The organism is Streptomyces sp. NPDC111744, from assembly GCF_055634995.1.
The window spans coordinates 16,290-32,906 of record NZ_JBVKCG010000022.1 but is presented as its reverse complement, the minus strand read 5'-3'; the positions used below and the strand labels follow the sequence as shown (position 1 = coordinate 32,906).

Here is a 16,617-nt window from a genome sequence, read left to right as displayed (position 1 = left end):
GGCCGGGACCCCGGGTGGCCGATACTGGGACGCATGGCTTACGACGATCTTCGCTCCCTGCTCCGGGCACTGGAGCGCGAGGGAGACCTCAAGCGTGTCAAGGCCGAGGTCGACCCGTATCTGGAGGTCGGGGAGATCGTCGACCGGGTGCAGAAGGCGGGCGGACCCGCGCTGCTCTTCGAGAACGTGCGCGGCTCCAGCATGCCCCTCGCCATGAACGTCTTCGGCACCGACCGGCGCCTGCTCAAGGCCCTCGGCCTGAAGTCGTACGGCGAGATCTCCGAGAAGATCGGCGGGCTGCTGCGCCCCGAACTCCCGCACGGCTTCGTGGGCGTCCGGGAGGCCTTCGGGAAGCTCGGCGCGATGGCCCACGTACCCCCGAAGAAGGTCAAGGAGGCCCCGGTCCAGGAGGTCGTCCTGCACGGCGACGACGTCGACCTGGACCAGCTCCCGGCGCTGTTCACCTGGCCGCAGGACGGCGGCTCCTTCTTCAACCTGGGCCTGACCCACACCAGGGACCCCGAGTCCGGCATCCGCAACCTGGGCCTGTACCGGCTCCAGCGGCACGACCGGAACACGATCGGCATGCACTGGCAGATCCACAAGGACAGCCGCAACCACTACCAGGTGGCGGCGAGGAGGGGAGAGCGGCTGCCCGTCGCGATCGCCTTCGGCTGCCCGCCCGCCGTGACCTACGCCTCCACCGCCCCGCTCCCCGGTGACATCGACGAGTACCTGTTCGCCGGGTTCATCGCGGGCCGGCGGATCGAGATGGTCGACTGCAAGACGGTCCCGCTCCAGGTCCCGGCGAACGCCGAGGTCGTCCTGGAGGGCTGGCTGGAGCCGGGCGAGATGCTGCCCGAGGGCCCCTTCGGCGACCACACCGGCTTCTACACCCCGCAGGAACCGTTCCCCGCGCTGAAGATCGACTGCGTGACGATGCGGAAGCGGCCGCTCCTGCAGTCGATCGTCGTAGGCCGCCCCCCGACGGAGGACGGACCCCTGGGCCGTGCCACCGAGCGATTCTTCCTCCCCCTCCTCAAGATCATCGTCCCGGACATCGTGGACTACCACCTCCCCGAGGCAGGCGGTTTCCACAACTGTGCGATCGTCTCGATCGACAAGAAGTACCCGAAGCACGCGCAGAAGGTCATGCACGCGATCTGGGGGGCGCACATGATGTCCCTCACCAAGCTCATCGTGGTCGTCGACTCCGACTGCGACGTCCACGACCTGCACGAGGTCGCCTGGCGGGCCCTCGGCAACACCGACTACAGCCGTGACCTCACGGTCGTCGAAGGCCCGGTCGATCATCTCGACCACGCCTCCTACCAGCAGTTCTGGGGCGGCAAGGCGGGCATCGACGCGACGAAGAAGTGGCCCGAGGAGGGTTACACCAGGGACGGGGGCTGGCCGGACATGGTCCTGTCGGACCCGGATACGGCGGCGACGGTCGACCGCCGCTGGAAGGAGTACGGCCTGTGAGCTCCGCCTCCGCGGCACTCCCGCAGCAACCCGGGCGCACCAAGGCCTTCCTGCGCCTGGTGATGATCGAGCACTCGGTCTTCGCCCTGCCCTTCGCGTACATCGCCTCGCTGACCGCGATGTTCGAGTGGGACAGGAACATCCACTGGGGGCGGCTGCTCCTGGTAACGATCTGCATGGTCGGCCTGCGTACGTTCGCGATGGCCGTGAACCGGATCATCGACCGCGAGATCGACGCCAGGAACCCGCGCACGGCCCACCGTGAGCTGGTCACCGGCGCGATGAGCGTGAAGCACGCCGGGACCGGCGCGCTGATCGCGGTGGTGGTCTTCCTCGGCGCGGCGGCCCTCCTGAACCCCCTCTGCCTGGCCCTCGCGCCCGTCGCGGTGATCCCGATGGTGGTCTACCCCTACGGCAAGCGGTTCACGAACTTCCCGCAGGCCATCCTCGGCGTGGCCCAGGCGATGGGCCCGATCGGCGGCTGGCTCGCGATCAGCGGCGAGTGGTCCTGGGACGCGGTGATCCTCGGCCTCGCCGTCGGCATCTGGATCGGCGGCTTCGACCTGATCTACGCCTGCCAGGACGTGACGACCGACCGTGAGATCGGCGTCATGTCGGTTCCGGCGCGCTTCGGCATCCCGGCCGCGATCTGGGGCGCGCGGGTGTGCCACGCGGTGACGACGGGGCTGTTCGTCTGGTACGCCGTGGTGACGGGCGCGGGCGGGTTCTTCTGGCTGGGCCTGGTGATCGTCGCCGGCGCCTTCGCCTACGAACACTCCATCGTCCGCCCCCACGACCTCTCCCGCCTCAACCGCGCCTTCTTCAGCGTCAACGGCTTCATCGGCATTGCCCTCTTCGTGTGCGCGCTGCTGGACCTGCTGGCCCGGGGCCTGACGGTCTGAGGGCGGTCGGTCGGCGCGGCCCCGTCCTGAACTCGGTCGGGCACGCCGGTACGCTCAAGGTGTGAACGCAGGAGAAACGCAGCGCGTGCCTTGGATCGTGGGGGTGTCCGGGGCGTCCGGTACGCCGTACGCGGCCGCGGTGCTGCGTGCGCTGCTGGACGCGGGCGAGAGCGTCGACATGGTGGTCAGCCGGGCCTCGCGGCTCACCCTGCTGGACGAGACAGGGATCTCCTTCCGGGACGCGCACTGGAAGGACGACCTGGGGGAGTGGCTGGCCCGGGGGGCCGACGGCAAGCCGGGGACCTTCCAGGTGGACCTGGCGCGGGTGCGGTACTGGAACGCCGGGGACCTGGCCGCCGGGCCGTCCTCCGGGTCGTACCGGACCAGGGGCATGCTGATCGTGCCGGCGTCCACCGCCGCCGTCGCCGGGGTCGCGCTCGGCCTCTCCAAGGACCTGCTCCAGCGGGCGGCCAGTGTCAACCTGAAGGAGCGCCGCCCGCTCGTCGTCGCCGTCCGCGAGACCCCGCTGAACGGTCAGACCCTGCGTCACCTCGTCACCCTGGACGACCTGGGGGCGGTCGTCGTCCCCACCTCCCCGGCCTTCTACGCGGGCGCCACGCACATCCAGGACCTGGTGGACTTCGTCGCCGGGCGGGTGCTGGACGCGGCGGGCGTGGGGCACCGGCTGTACCGCCGCTGGGAGGGCGACCTCGGGGGCGGCAGCAAGTAGCGGAACCCGGCAGGACCAGTACCCGGCACCACCTCTGCAGTACCTCTCATCTACTTCGGGAACTTTCAGCGGAAGGCTTCGATCGCATGGACGCCGTGGACAGGCAGCTCATCCAGGCCCTGAGGGAGAACGGCCGGGCCTCGTACGCGGAGCTGGGGCGCCTTGTCGGACTGTCGGGACCCAGCGTCACCGACCGCATCAACCGGCTGGAGGCGGCCGGTGTCATCACCGGCTACCGCGCCACCGTCAACGCGGCCTCGCTCGGCCTCGGCGTCATCGCCCTGATCGGCATCTCCCTCTCCGACGCGGCCGACCACGAGGACGTGGCACAGCGGCTGCGGGACCTGCCGGAGATCGAGGACTGCTGGTTCATCGCAGGCGACGACTCCTTCATGCTCAAGGTGCGTTCGACGGACGTCGACGGCCTGGAGAAGACCATCCGGCGGCTGTCCGGGACCAAGGGCGTCTCCCGGACCCGTACCACCATCGTGTTGTCCACGAAGTGGGAGAACCGGGTCGGGGAACTGCCCGAAGAGGCGTAGACGTACGGTTGTCGGAGTCGTCGTGGAGAGGTGTGGTGCGGGCATGGACGTCGGACTCAAGCGTGAGCTGGAGGAGAAGGTCAGGGCCGGTGAGCGGCTGACCCGTGAGGACGGCGTCGCGCTGTACGAGTCGGACGACCTGGCCTGGCTGGGCGGCCTCGCCCACGAGGTGCGGACGCGGAAGAACGGTGACGTCGTCCACTTCAACGTCAACCGTCACCTCAACATGACCAACGTGTGCACCGCGTCCTGCGCGTACTGCTCGTTCCAGCGCAAGCCGGGCGAGAAGGACGCGTACACGATGCGCATCGAGGAGGCGGTGAAGCTCGCCAAGGCGATGGAGAGCGAGAACCTCACCGAGCTGCACATCGTCAACGGCCTGCACCCGAACCTGCCGTGGCGGTACTACCCGCGGTCGCTGCGCGAACTGAAGGCGGCCCTCCCGCACGTCTCGCTGAAGGCCTTCACGGCCACCGAGATCCACCACTTCGAGACGATCAGCGGCCTGTCGGCCTCGGAGATCCTCGACGAGCTGATCGACGCGGGTCTGGAGTCCCTCACCGGCGGTGGCGCGGAGATCTTCGACTGGGAGGTCCGGCAGCACATCGTCGATCACCGGACGCACTGGGAAGACTGGTCGCGCATCCACCGGCTCGCGCACGAGAAGGGGCTCAAGACCCCCTGCACCATGCTCTACGGCCACATCGAGGAGCCGCGCCACCGGGTGGACCACGTCCTGCGCCTGCGCGAACTGCAGGACGAGACGAACGGCTTCCAGGTCTTCATCCCGCTCCGCTACCAGCACGACTTCGTGGACATGAAGGACGGCAAGGTACGCAACCGGCTCCAGGCGCGGACGCAGATGGCGACGGGAGCGGAGGCCCTCAAGACCTTCGCGGTCTCCCGTCTCCTCTTCGACAACGTGCCGCACGTCAAGGTCTTCTGGGTCATGCACGGCGTCCAGACGGCACAGCTGGCGCTCCAGCACGGCGCCGACGACATGGACGGCTCGGTCGTCGAGTACAAGATCACCCACGACGCGGACAACTACGGCACGCCGAACAAGCTGACGCGTGAGGACCTGCTGGACCTCATCCGCGACGCCGGCTTCCGGCCGGTGGAGCGGAACACGCGGTACGAGATCATCCGCGAGTACGAGGGTGCGGACCCGGCGCGACGGGAGTCCCCGCAGCCGATGCGGGTATGAGGCCGGCCCAGGTGGACGAACCTGTGTAGGTGACGCGGCTCACGGCGGGTACCCGGTGCTCATGCCCGCCACCAAGGCGCCGGAGGACGCCTACACCGCCGCCCCCTTCCTCCCCGACCGGCTGAGCCTCGCGGCTCTCCGCCGGGCGGCCGCCGACTGCCGTGGCTGCCCCCTGCACCGCGACGCCACCCAGACCGTCTTCGGGAAGGGCAAGGCGCACGCCCGGGCGATGCTCGTCGGAGAACAGCCCGGTGACCAGGAGGACCGGCAGGGAGAGCCCTTCGTCGGGCCCGCCGGGCGGCTGCTCGGCAAGGCCCTCGAAGACGCCGGCATCGACCCGGCCGACGTCTACGTCACGAACGCCGTCAAGCACTTCAAGTTCACCCGGGCCGAACCCGGTAAGCGCCGTATCCACAAGCCTCCCACCCTGCGGGAGATGTCGGCCTGCGCCCCCTGGCTCGCCGCCGAGCTGACCGTCGTGGCGCCGGAACTGATCGTCGTCCTCGGTGCCACCGCGGGCAAGGCCCTGCTCGGGTCCTCGTTCCGGGTCGGCGACGTACGGGGGACCTTGCTGGAGCGGGAGATCCATGGGCGGACGGAGCGGCTCGTGCCCACCGTCCACCCCTCCGCCGTGCTGCGCTCCGACGACCGGGAGCAGGCCTACCAGGGACTCGTCGCCGATCTGAAGGTGGCTGCACAAGCGCTGTCGTAATAGATACCATGCGCCCATGCCCCTTACCTTCACCCTGGATCCCGCCGTCACGCCTGGCCTCCGCGACGGCATCCTCGACCTGTGGACGGACGTGTCCAACGCCGGGGGAGCCGTCGGCTTCGTCGCCCCGGTGACCCCCGAGGACATCCGCCCGGAGCTGGTCAGGCACTTCGTCGCCATGGCCGAGGGCCGCCACCGGCTCCTCGTCGGCCACGACGAGACCGGCCAGGTCGCGGCGACCGCCTTCTTCTCCTTCAACACGCACCGGCTCATGACGCACTGGGTGTGGCTGTACACGGTGATGGTGCACCCGAAGCACCAGGGACAGGGCTACGGCCGCGACCTGCTCGCGGCCGCCGCGGACGCGGCCCGCGGGTTCGACGGCATAGACGCGATACGCCTCGGCTGCCGCGGCGGCCACGGCCTGGAGAGGTTCTACGGCTCCTGCGGCTACCAGGAGGTCGGCCGTGTCCCCGCCGCGATCCGCGTCGCCCCCGGCGACGACCGCGACGACATCACCATGCTGCTGCCGCTCCGCTGACCCCGCTGCAAGATCCGTCCCGCGCCGTGCTTCACTGGACGGTGCCCCTTTTCGTCATCGGAAGACTGGATTGAGATGCTCCGCTACACGCTGATGCGCCTCGGGATCTTCGCGGGCTGCCTCCTTGTCGTCTGGGGCCTCGTCTACGCCGGCGCGTTCCCGCGTGGCTTCGGCGACTCCAACTTCCTGTGGGTCCTGCTGCTCTCCCTCGTCCTGTCGGCACCGATCAGCTTCATCGTGCTGCGCAAGGAGCGGGACCGCGCCTCGGTCCAGGTCGCGCAGCGGGTCGACCGGATGAAGGCCAACATCGAGGCGAACCGCAGCCAGGAGGACGAGGCGGTCGACGAGGCGACGGCCCCGGTCCAGGGCCAGACCTCCTGACCCGCACGCCCGCCTCCCAGCCCCCCGGGCCCAACTAGGCTTTGCCCCATGGGTGCCGTGAAGACCAAGCGGATGCCGCGGGCGGTCCGGGAGCAGCAGATGCTGGACGCCGCCGTGCGGACCTTCGGCCGGCGCGGGTACATGGCCGCTTCCATGGACGAGATCGCCGAACTCGCCGGTGTCTCCAAGCCGTTGGTCTATCTCTACCTGAACTCCAAGGAAGACCTGTTCACGGCGTGCATCCGCCGTGAGGCCAAGGCGCTGACCGAGGCGGTCCGCACCGGCGTCCACCGTGATCTGCCCGCCGACCGCCAGCTCTGGGACGGCCTCCAGGCGTTCTTCGCCCACACCGCCGCGCACCCCGACGCCTGGTCCGTGCTGCATCTCCAGGCCCGTACCCACGGCGAGCCGTTCGCCGCCGAGGTGGCCGCGATGCGCGAGGAGATCGTCGCGTTCGTCACCCAGCTCATCGTCGTCGCCGCCCGCGAGGCGCACCGCGACCCGGACCTGCCCGAACGTGAGGTCGCCGGTCTCGCGGAGGCCCTGGTCGGCGCCGCCGAGTCACTCGCCGCCTGGGCGAACGGCACCCCCGGGGTCACCGCGCACGAGGCGGCGGCGACCCTGATGAACTTCGCCTGGGCGGGCCTGGGCAACCTGATGGACGGACACCCCTGGGCACCGGCGAAAACGCCTTCTTCGCACAGCACAGGGTGAACGATCAGCCGGGGTACGGCTGAACGCCGCCCTCCACATGCACCCGCCCCGCCTCGCTCCGCAACTCGAACCGTCCCCCCTCCGCCGCGTACGTCACCGTCCCCGGCAGCAGCACCGGCGCCCTGAACTCCGCCTCCACCCGCGCACGTTCGGGCACCCCGTGGGCGGCGAGACACCGGGCCACGGTCCACATGCCGTGCGCGATGGCCCGCGGAAACCCGAAGAGCCGCGCGGTGAGCGGGTGCAGATGAATGGGGTTCCGGTCACCGGACGCGGCTCCGTACCGCCGCCCGACGTCCGCGGCGATCCGCCACTCGGCGACGGCGGGCAGTGGCGCCGGCTCCTCCCGGGAGGTCTCGGCCGTGTGCGAGGTCCGGTGCCGTGCCAGATACCTGCTCCGCGACTCCCATACGACGGCCTCGCCACCCCGCACCTCGGTGACGACGACGGCCTCGGTCCCCCGCCGGTGCGGACTCAGCCCGGCGACGTGAACCGAGAGTTCGTAGATCCCGTCGGCCGGCATCTCCGCGTACCGCGAGATCTCGATGGACGTGTGCACAAGCCCCAGCAGAGGCAACGGAAACTCCCGCTCACTCATCAGCCGCATCGCAAGGGGAAACCCGAGCACATGCGGATAGGTGACAGGCATCCCGTCATCACCGGTGGCAAACCCGCAGACACGTTCATAGGCGGCGAGCCTGCCCAGATCGGGCCGAAGGCCGGGGAGAACCAGCCGGGTACGGGGGAAATCGGCACCGGCGGCAGGCCTTTTGAACGGCGACCGCAGGGCGCCGCGAGCGAGAAGGGGGGTGAGGGAGGGCGCGCTGCTGAGCACAACCACGGAGTTCACCTTTCGACACCGGCGAGGTTCTTCGGGGCGCGGGGCTGTAGCGACAGGCGGCTGCCGCCGCGTGGGCGCGACCAGCCCCCACCCGCCCGCACATGCCGCACAACGGTCACGCCCCCAAAAGGCTCTGCCCGCAAACCCGCACAACCTGCCCATTGACGGCCCCCGACCCCGACTGCACCAGCCACGCCGTCACCTCGGCCACATCCCCCGGCACCCCACCCTGCGCCAGCGAGTTCATCCGCCGCCCCACCTCCCGGATGACCAACGGAATCGCGGCGGTCATCTTCGTCTCGACAAAACCGGGCGCGACCGCGTTCACCGTCACCCCGTGCTCGTCCGCCGCCCGGGGCGCCAGCCCCCGCACCAGCCCCACGATCCCCGCCTTGCTCGCGCCGTAGTTGGTCTGCCCCGCGTTACCGGCGATCCCGGCGATGGAAGCGGTGGCGACAATCCGCCCCCCGGTCTTCATCACCCCCCGCTCCAGCAGCGCGTCCGTCGTGCGCAGCACGCTCCCGAGGTTCACATCGAGCACCGAACTCCACCGCTCGGCAGGCATGTTGACCAGCCGCCGGTCCCGCGTGATCCCCGCGTTGTGGACGAGGATGTCCAGCCCGTCGGGCAGCGCGTCGGCGATCCGCGCCCCCGCGTCCGCGGCGGTGATGTCGAGCGCGAGGGCACTGCCCTCCAGCCGTTCGGCAAGCGCGCGGGCGTCCGCCTCGGCGGCCGGTACATCGAGTACGACCACCCGTGCCCCGTCCCTGGTCAGCGTCTCGGCGACGGCCGCGCCGATCCCGCGCGCGGCCCCGGTGACCAGCGCGGTCCGCCCGGCGAGCGGCCGTTCCCAGTCGTCCGGCACGGCGAAGGCGCCCGCGCCGACCTCGATCACCTGCCCGCTCACGTACGCCGACCTCGGCGAGAGCAGGAACCGCAGGGTGGACTCGGCGGCCTCCGCGTCCGCCAGCCGCACGAGGTTCACGGTCCTGCCCCGCCCGATCTCCTTGCCCAGGGACCGGGTGAACCCCTCCAGGGCCTGCTGGGCGGCGGCCTGGTGATGGTCGGCGGGGTCGAGCGGCGCGCCCAGCACCACGACCCGGCCGCTCGCGGCCACCGACCGCACCACCGGGTGCAGGGCCGCGTGCACCTCGCCGAGCGACTCGACGTCCCGTACGCCGGTGGCGTCGAGGACGACGGCGACGGGGGAGTCCTCGGCGCCCGTGCCCGTCCGCAGCACTGTCCGGGCCAGCACCGGCGCCAGCTCCAGGTCCGGCTTCCCGGCGGCCAGGTGCAGCAACCCGCCTTCGAAGCGGGGGCGTTCGGCCGACCAGCGGGCCAGCTCCGCAGGCTGCGGCAGCCCCAGCCGCCGGGTGAGGAAACGACCGGGCGCGGTGCCGGTGAAACTCAGATAGCGGTCAGCCATGTCCCAGCCCCCACAGGCTTACTCTGGAGTAAGGTTACCGGAGGTAATACTATGTCACGGGGTGAGGAGAGGTCGAGATGAGCACCCAGGAGCCCGCGCCGCCGTTCCCTCGCCGGGTCGCCGTCGTCGGGGGTACCCGGATCCCCTTCGCCCGCTCCGACGGCCCGTACGCCACCGCCTCCAACCAGCAGATGCTGACGGCCGCGCTGGACGGACTCGTCGACCGGTACGGGCTCGAACAGCCGGGTGCGGTCGGCGAGTTCGTGGCCGGTGCCGTGCTCAAGCACGCCCGCGACTTCAACCTCGCTCGCGAGACCGTCCTCGGCTCGAAGCTGGACGCGCGCACCCCGGCGTACGACATCCAGCAGGCCTGCGGCACCGGACTGCAGGCGATCGTCGCCGCCGCCAACAAGATCGCCCTCGGTCAGATCGACTCGGCGGTGGCGGGCGGTGCGGACACCGCGAGCGACGCGCCCCTCGGCGTCAACGACGAGCTGCGCCGGATCCTGCTCCAGGGCCGCCGCGCGAAGTCCCTCGGTGGCCGGCTCGCGGCTCTCGCCAAGGTCCGGCCCGCCCACCTCGTCCCCGACATCCCGCGCAACGCCGAGCCCCGCACCGGTCTGTCGATGGGCGAGCACGCAGCGGTGACCGCCCGCGCCTGGAGGGTCACCCGGCAGGCCCAGGACGAACTGGCGGCCACCAGCCACCGGCGGCTGGCGGCGGCCTACGAACGCGGTTTCTTCGACGACCTGGTGGTGCCGTTCCGCGGTCTGTCCCGGGACCAGAACCTCCGCCCCGACTCGACGGCGGAGAAACTCGCCCGTCTCAAACCGGTGTTCGGCACCGACGGCCCCGACCCCACCATGACGGCGGGCAATTCGACCCCGCTGACCGATGGCGCCGCGCTCGTGCTCCTCGCCTCCGACGACTGGGCCTCCGCCCACGGGCTGCAACCGCTTGCGTACCTGACCGCCTACGAGACCGCCGCCGTCGACTTCGTACACGGCGATGTGGCGGGCGGCGAGGACGGGTTGCTGATGGCCCCCGCGTACGCGGTGCCGCGCATGCTGGAGCGGGCCGGGCTCGACCTGGCGGCCGACTTCGATCTGGTCGAGGTGCACGAGGCCTTCGCCTCGCAGGTGCTGGCGACCCTGGCGGCCTGGGAGAAGCGCGGGCTGCCGGCGGTCGACCGGGAGCGGCTGAACGTCGTCGGGTCGTCGCTGGCCACCGGGCATCCGTTCGCCGCCACGGGCGCCCGGATCGTCGCGACCCTTGCCAAGTCGCTGGCCGAGCGGGAGAGTCCGGGGCGGGGCCTGATCTCCGTCTGCGCGGCGGGCGGCCAGGGGGTGACGGCGATCCTGGAACGGCCGTGATCGCCGCCGGCAGCGGTTAATGTGAGTAACCCTCACGTAACCTTCGGGATTGCACAGGCCCGGCCCGGTACCATCCCCGAAACCCCACAAACCCGCCACAGCGGCCCCGTACGATCTCCAGACCTAACCGCCGGTAACTCCTTTCTGAGGCCCGGTCCCGGTGAACGCCTCGGTGCGCGAGGCGCGTACGACTTGCAGCAAGCAGTTCGCCCGCTGCACGCCCGAGGAGCCGCCCCGTGTCCACTTCGTCTTTCCAGAACGCCGCCCCCGTCTCCCCGGGTGCCGCGATCCAGGCCACGGACTACGACGGGAAGCCGATCCTGGTCGAACCCCTCGTCCAGCGGCTGGGCGGGGTGGTGCGGGAGGCGTCCGTACCGTTGTTCGCGCCGCCGGTGCGGCACGGCTCGCTCGCCGATCTGCCGTTCGAGAACGCGGAGCTGGATCCCGGCACGATCGTGCTCAGCCGCAAGCCGGCTTCGGGCGAGGGCCGTTGGGAGCAGGTGACGGCGGCCCAGTTCGCCGCGCAGGTGCTGGCGGTCGCCAAAGGGCTGATCGCGGAAGGGCTGATGCCGGGCGACCGGATCGCCGTCATGGCCCGGACGACGTACGAGTGGACCCTCCTCGACTTCGGCGCCTGGGCGGCCGGCCTGGTGACCGTCCCCGTCTACCCGACCTCGTCGGTCTTCCAGACCCGCTGGATCCTGCACGACTCAGGCGCGGTGGCCCTGGTCACCGAGACCGCGGGCCAGGCCGCCGCGCTCGGCCCCGAACTCGACCGGCTGCCCGATCTCCGGCACCTGTGGGTGATGGAGAAGGGGCACGTGGAGCGGCTGGCGGAGGCGGGCGGGCACATCCAGGACGCCGAAGTGGGCGTACGGCGGGGCATGCTGGGCCCCGACACGATCGCCACCCTCATCTACACCTCGGGCACCACCGGCCGCCCCAAGGGCTGCGCCCTCTCGCACGGCAACTTCTTCGCCGAGGTCGACAACGCGATCGAACTGCTCTACCCGATCTTCAAGGCCCGCAACAACGAGGAGGTCTCCATCCTCCTCTTCCTCCCCATGTCCCATGTCTTCGGGCGGATGGTGGCGATCGCCTGCATCCGCGCCCGGGTCCGTCTCGGCCACGCCCCCAGCCTCAAGGCCGAGGACCTGCTCCCGGATCTGGCCGCCTTCAGACCGACCTGTCTCCTCACCATCCCGTACATGCTGGAGAAGGTCTTCAACACCGCCCGGGCGAAGGCGGAGGCGGGCGGCCGGGTCTCGGTCTTCGACCGGGCCACGGGGGTCGCCCAGCGGTACGGCGAGGCCTTGGAGGCCAAGCAGACCGGCACCGGCAGCGGCCCGAGCCGCGCCCTGAAGACCGCCCGCACCTTCTACGACCCGCTGGTCTACCGGCGTATCCGCAGCGCCATGGGCGGCCGCGTCCGGCACATCATCTGCGGGGGCTCGCCGCTGGGCCGCCGCCTCGCCGCGTTCTACGCCGGTGCCGGCATCGAGGTCTACGAGGGCTACGGCCTGACCGAGACGACCGCCGCCGCCACCGTCACCCCACCCCTCAAACCCCGGCTGGGCACGGTGGGCTGGCCGATGCCCGGCACCAAGGTCCGGATCGCCTCCGACGGGGAGATCCTGGTCGCCGGTGACCATGTGCTGCGCGGCTACTGGGACCCGCAGGCCGGCGGGGTCGTCCCGGCGACCCGGGACGGCTGGCTGGCCACCGGTGACATAGGCGAACTCGACGACGAGGGCTATCTCACCATCACCGGCCGCAAGAAGGAGATCATGATCACGGCCGGCGGCAAGTCGGTGGCCCCCGCCCCGATGGAGAACTGGCTCCGCTCCCACCCGCTGATCTCCCAGGTGATGCTCGTCGGCGACGGACTGCCGTACGTCAGCGCGCTGATCACCCTCGACCGGGACGGCCTCACCCACTGGCGCCAGATGAACGGCAAGCACCCGGTGCCGCCGGAACTCCTCCTGGACGACATGGAGTTGCAGGCGATCCTGCAACGGGCCGTCGACGAGGCCAACAAGCTGGTCTCCCGCCCCGAGTCCATCCGCCGCTTCACGATGCTCCCCGTCGACTTCACCGAGGAGGCCGGGCATCTGACCCCCTCGATGAAGCTGCGCCGGGAGGCGGTCATGAAGGACTTCGCGACGGAGATCGAGAGCCTCTACACGAAGGAGAAGTAGTCCTGCGGGCGCTCAGTCGAAGTAGTCGAGCTTGTCGAAGTCCTCGAAGAGGCCGGGGTGGGACGGCACCCAGCCGAGGACACGGCGGGTGGTGGCCGTCGACACGGGCGTGTTGTTCGCGATCAACGTCGCCATGAACGGGCCGAAGTACGACGGGAGTTCGTCGGCCGGGACGCTCTTCGTGGGCAGCCCCAGGTGGTCGCCGATGCTCTGCGCGATCTCGCGCACCGGGATGCCCTCGTCCCCGGCCGGGTGCCACCGGGTGCCCGGGGGTGCCTTCTCCAGCGCCAGCCGGAAGACCCGGGCCACGTCGAGGGTGTGGCCGGCGGGCCAGCGGTTCGCGCCGTCGCCGGGGTAGCCGGCGAAGCCGTTCTCCCGGGCCATAGCGATCAGCATCCGGGCGAAGCCCGTCCGGTCCATGGCGCTGTGGGTGATGGGCGGGATCCGCACCACCGAGGCCCGGATGTCCCGTTCCGCGAGCCGGAGCACGGCGATCTCCGCGTCCGTGCGGCCGCCGCCCTCCGCGCTGGGCGAGGAGGGGTCCTCCTCGGTGAGTATCCGCTCACGCGACTCCCCGGCCACGCCCGACGCCCAGACCAGCGGCCTGCAGCTGCCCGCGAGCGCGTCGCCGAACGCCTTCACGGCGCCCCACTCCGCGCTGAGCGCCTCGCTCACGCCGCCGGAGAACAACACGTCGTGCTTGAAGGCGAGGTGGATCACCCCGTCGGCGTCGGCGGCGGCCGCCGCGAGCGCGTCGGGAACGTCGAGGTCGCCGCGGAGCGCGGTGGCGCCGAGCCCGGTCACGGCCGCCGCGGACGCCTGCGAGCGGGCGAGGCCGACCACCTCGTGTCCGGCCGCCCGAGATCGCCCACGCGACCCTTGGCGACCTCCAGAAACGGGCGGCGGAACTGGGCGCGGAGGGTGTGCGCTAACCGGGGGTGTACCCAGGCGCCGTGCGTACCTAGGTGTCGTCGGCCAGGCGGTCGTCGGCCAGGCGGTCCAGCCACTCGGTCAGGAGGTGCTGTTCCGCGCGGCTGAGGGGCGTCCGGTCGGTGAGGCCGGCGCGCAGGGCGCGGGCGGCGCTGGCCGGGCCGGTGGTGCGGACGGCCGGCTTCTCGGTGGTGATGGCCGTGACCATGGCCTCGCGCAGGGTCTTCAGCAGGGCGGGGTCGCGTTCGGACTCCGGCAGCGACAGCCAGGTGAGGACGGCGCCGCGGGCCGTGGCGTGGATGACGTTGGCCGCGAGGGTCTCACTGACCCGCAGCCTGCCACCGGCGGCGAGCCGCCGCACCCGGCCCTTCAGGATCCCGAGTCCGGTCTGGAAGGCGGCCGAGTCGCTGCGGGTGGCGTCGGCGTACATCAGCGAGTAGAGCGCGGGGTTCTCCAGGCCGAACTCGACCGCCAGGTCCCAGCTGTCGCGCAGGTCCTGGATCAGGTCCTCGGGGTCCGGGTCGACGCGCTTGCTCGCGAGGAACGTGGCGAAACCGTGCTCGGCCACCGCGTCCAGGAGTCCCTCCTTGTCGCCGAACAGCCGGTAGAGGGCAGGGGGCTGGAGCCCCGCGGCGACGGCGACCGCCCGGGTGGTGACGGCGTCCCGCCCCTCGCGCTCCAGCAGCCCGATGGCGGCTTCGATGACGCGCTGACGGGTGTCCTGGACCGGCGCGGAGCCGGCGGCCGCGGGGGTCGTGTCGCGTGGTCCGGAAGCCATGAACCAACGATATCGCGTGCTTGATTCCATCGTTAGTATCGATGTTACGCTGAACATGTTTCCACTGATACCACCTCTCCCTGGAGAACATCGTGATCATCGTGACCGGAGCCACCGGACAGCTCGGCAGCCAGATCGTCGAGCGGCTGCTGGACCGTGTACCCGCCGAGCGGGTCGGAGTCAGCGTCCGCGACCCGGAGAAGGCGCGGTCCCTCGCGGACCGGGGGGTGCGGGTGCGGCAGGGCAGCTTCACCGACCCGGCCGGCCTGGCGCACGCCTTCGAGGGCGCCACCCAGGTCCTCGTCGTCTCCGTCGACAAGATGGGCGCCGAGGCCGTACGACAGCACCGCACCGCCATCGACGCGGCCGCGGCGGCCGGGGCCCGCCGCATCCTCTACACCAGCCACATGGGCGCGAGCCCCACCTCCCGCTTCGAGGCCTGCCGCGACCACGCGGCCGACGAGGAGGCGCTCCGGGCCACGGGCGTCCCCTACACCTCGCTCCGCAACGGCTTCTACGCCACCAGCGCACTCCAGTTCCTCGGCCATGGCCTGGAGTCCGGCGAAGCGGTCCTCCCGGCCGACGGCGCGGTCAGCTGGACGGCCCACGCCGACCTCGCGGAGGCGGCCGCGGTGATCCTCGCCGACGAGGGCCGCTTCGAGGGCCCGACACCCCCGCTCACCGGTGCCGAGGCGCTCACCTTCGCGGACATCGCCGCCCTGGCCACGGAGCTCACGGGCCGCACCATCACCCGCACCGCCGCTCCCGACGACAATTTCCGCACCCAACTGGTGGGCAACGGCGCCCCCGCCGACCTGGCCGACCAGCTGCTGAGCATCTTCGAGGCGAGCCGCGAGGGCGAGTTCGCGACCGTGGACCCGACACTGGCGGAGCTGATCGGCCGCGAACCCGTCAGCATGCGCACCCTGCTGCGCGAGCGGCTCTCCGACGGGTGAGAGGTGGCGTCCCTCGGGCCCGGGCACCTCCCGTCCGTCTTCACCACGCGCACGGTGACCGGCGTGGTGGGGTGGTAGCGGGCGGGGGCTGCCCGGTGAGGTCGCGGAAGCTCAGCCCGTCGCCAGCAGAAACGCCTGCGGGCTCGATTCACCGAGGGCCGTATCGGCTTCCCGCACCGTGCTGGAGCGGAGCGTGAAGCCGGCCTCCGTCAGCAGCCGCGCCATCTCCTCCGGCCGCCGCCGCTCGAAGTCCAGCGCCACCGGATGCCCCCACGGATCCTCGAACCGCCGCGCCGCGTCCCCCACCTGGAACGCGAGCAGCAACTGGCCGCCCGGCCGCAGCACCCTCCGGAACTCCCCGAACAGCACCGGCAGCCGGTCGTCCGGCGTGTGGATGGACGAGTACCAGCACAGCACCCCGTCCAGCGATCCGTCCGCCACGTCCAGCTCCAGCATCGAGCCCTGTACGAAGCGGAGGCCGGGGTTCTCCCGGCGGGCGATCGCCAGCATCGACGCGGACAGGTCGAGCCCGAAGACCGACAGACCAAGGCCGGCCAGCCGGGCGGTGACCCGGCCGGGCCCGCAGCCCAGGTCGGCCACCTCACCGCCCTCCCCGACCAGCTCGGCGAACGCGGCCAACAGGGCCCGCTCCAGCGGCCTGTCGGCGATGTCGGTACGGAAGCGGTCGGCGTAGTCTTCGGCGACCGTGTCGTAGAAGGCGCGGGTGGCGGTGAGGAAGTCGGCGGTCATGTCCGCGGACCCTAGCCGCCGCCACTGACAACGACCGGCTGTCCGCCCTCCGCCGCCCGCCGCCGCGCCTACGACCCCCACCACGAGCGGCGCCTCGCGCCAGGCCGGCACCCCGGCCGCCCGCGCCCACCCCGCGAAGCCGCCGGCCTCG

The 16,617-nt window shown here is 71.3% G+C and carries 17 protein-coding genes; 12 read left to right on the top strand and 5 right to left on the bottom strand.

All coding sequences use genetic code 11. The features are described from left to right. Window positions 1–33: 33 nt before the first annotated feature. From ACZ7OO_RS34765 to ACZ7OO_RS34725, 9 genes are all read left to right on the top strand, one after another. Window positions 34–1,485 (top strand): menaquinone biosynthesis decarboxylase, encoded by a 1,452-nt coding sequence (locus ACZ7OO_RS34765; protein WP_471511070.1) that lies wholly within the window; start codon window positions 34–36, stop codon window positions 1,483–1,485. Beyond that, window positions 1,482–2,387: a menaquinone biosynthesis prenyltransferase MqnP gene (mqnP, locus tag ACZ7OO_RS34760; RefSeq protein WP_471511068.1), complete on the top strand. Its 906-nt coding sequence runs from the start codon at window positions 1,482–1,484 to the stop codon at window positions 2,385–2,387. The genes ACZ7OO_RS34765 and mqnP overlap by 4 nt, the downstream gene beginning before the upstream one ends. A gap of 85 nt (window positions 2,388–2,472) precedes the next feature. Continuing rightward, window positions 2,473–3,117, top strand: a complete 645-nt coding sequence (locus ACZ7OO_RS34755; RefSeq protein ID WP_471511066.1) for a UbiX family flavin prenyltransferase — start codon at window positions 2,473–2,475, stop codon at window positions 3,115–3,117. A gap of 86 nt (window positions 3,118–3,203) precedes the next feature. Further along, window positions 3,204–3,659, top strand: a complete 456-nt coding sequence (locus ACZ7OO_RS34750; RefSeq protein WP_089099612.1) for an Lrp/AsnC family transcriptional regulator — start codon at window positions 3,204–3,206, stop codon at window positions 3,657–3,659. A gap of 43 nt (window positions 3,660–3,702) precedes the next feature. Continuing rightward, the gene (gene mqnE, locus ACZ7OO_RS34745; RefSeq protein WP_471511064.1) at window positions 3,703–4,866 is read left to right on the top strand and encodes an aminofutalosine synthase MqnE; all 1,164 of its coding nucleotides are present in this window, start codon (window positions 3,703–3,705) and stop codon (window positions 4,864–4,866) included. 61 nt (window positions 4,867–4,927) lie between these two features. Further along, a complete protein-coding gene (locus ACZ7OO_RS34740; protein WP_471511062.1) occupies window positions 4,928–5,578 on the top strand; it encodes a UdgX family uracil-DNA binding protein in 651 nt (216 codons plus the stop codon). Window positions 5,579–5,594: 16 nt separating this feature from the next. Next, window positions 5,595–6,119: a GNAT family N-acetyltransferase gene (locus tag ACZ7OO_RS34735; RefSeq protein WP_471511060.1), complete on the top strand. Its 525-nt coding sequence runs from the start codon at window positions 5,595–5,597 to the stop codon at window positions 6,117–6,119. 75 nt (window positions 6,120–6,194) lie between these two features. Further along, entirely contained in the window at window positions 6,195–6,500 is a 306-nt protein-coding gene (locus ACZ7OO_RS34730; RefSeq protein ID WP_471511058.1) for a DUF4229 domain-containing protein, read from the top strand. Window positions 6,501–6,548: 48 nt separating this feature from the next. Further along, window positions 6,549–7,214, top strand: coding sequence for a TetR/AcrR family transcriptional regulator (locus ACZ7OO_RS34725; RefSeq protein WP_471511056.1), 666 nt, complete (start codon window positions 6,549–6,551; stop codon window positions 7,212–7,214). A gap of 4 nt (window positions 7,215–7,218) precedes the next feature. On the opposite strand, the gene ACZ7OO_RS34720 is transcribed toward ACZ7OO_RS34725, so the two are convergent. Together ACZ7OO_RS34720 and ACZ7OO_RS34715 are read right to left on the bottom strand one after the other, a co-directional pair. After that, window positions 7,219–8,064, bottom strand: coding sequence for a MaoC family dehydratase (locus ACZ7OO_RS34720; protein ID WP_471511054.1), 846 nt, complete (start codon window positions 8,062–8,064; stop codon window positions 7,219–7,221). Between the two features lie 106 nt (window positions 8,065–8,170). Further along, complete coding sequence (locus ACZ7OO_RS34715; RefSeq protein WP_471511052.1) at window positions 8,171–9,481, bottom strand: 3-oxoacyl-ACP reductase; 1,311 nt, start codon at window positions 9,479–9,481, stop codon at window positions 8,171–8,173. A gap of 77 nt (window positions 9,482–9,558) precedes the next feature. On the opposite strand from ACZ7OO_RS34715, the gene ACZ7OO_RS34710 reads away from it, so the two are divergent. Together ACZ7OO_RS34710 and ACZ7OO_RS34705 are read left to right on the top strand one after the other, a co-directional pair. Further along, complete coding sequence (locus ACZ7OO_RS34710; protein ID WP_471511050.1) at window positions 9,559–10,854, top strand: acetyl-CoA C-acetyltransferase; 1,296 nt, start codon at window positions 9,559–9,561, stop codon at window positions 10,852–10,854. A 287-nt stretch (window positions 10,855–11,141) separates the two neighbouring features. Continuing rightward, a complete protein-coding gene (locus ACZ7OO_RS34705) occupies window positions 11,142–13,052 on the top strand; it encodes an AMP-dependent synthetase/ligase (RefSeq protein ID WP_471511262.1) in 1,911 nt (636 codons plus the stop codon). 12 nt (window positions 13,053–13,064) lie between these two features. Here ACZ7OO_RS34705 and ACZ7OO_RS34700 read toward each other — a convergent pair whose 3' ends face one another. Both ACZ7OO_RS34700 and ACZ7OO_RS34695 read right to left on the bottom strand, forming a co-directional pair. Further along, the gene (locus ACZ7OO_RS34700) at window positions 13,065–13,895 is read right to left on the bottom strand and encodes a Rossmann-fold NAD(P)-binding domain-containing protein (RefSeq protein ID WP_471511048.1); all 831 of its coding nucleotides are present in this window, start codon (window positions 13,893–13,895) and stop codon (window positions 13,065–13,067) included. A gap of 118 nt (window positions 13,896–14,013) precedes the next feature. Next, on the bottom strand, window positions 14,014–14,760 hold the full coding sequence (locus ACZ7OO_RS34695; RefSeq protein ID WP_471511046.1) for a TetR/AcrR family transcriptional regulator: 747 nt from the start codon (window positions 14,758–14,760) through the stop codon (window positions 14,014–14,016). Between the two features lie 92 nt (window positions 14,761–14,852). On the opposite strand from ACZ7OO_RS34695, the gene ACZ7OO_RS34690 reads away from it, so the two are divergent. Continuing rightward, the gene (locus ACZ7OO_RS34690; RefSeq protein WP_471511044.1) at window positions 14,853–15,716 is read left to right on the top strand and encodes an NmrA family NAD(P)-binding protein; all 864 of its coding nucleotides are present in this window, start codon (window positions 14,853–14,855) and stop codon (window positions 15,714–15,716) included. A gap of 111 nt (window positions 15,717–15,827) precedes the next feature. Here the strand turns inward: ACZ7OO_RS34690 and ACZ7OO_RS34685 are convergent, their stop codons facing one another. Continuing rightward, complete coding sequence (locus tag ACZ7OO_RS34685) at window positions 15,828–16,466, bottom strand: class I SAM-dependent methyltransferase (RefSeq protein WP_471511260.1); 639 nt, start codon at window positions 16,464–16,466, stop codon at window positions 15,828–15,830. Window positions 16,467–16,617 lie beyond the last annotated feature (151 nt).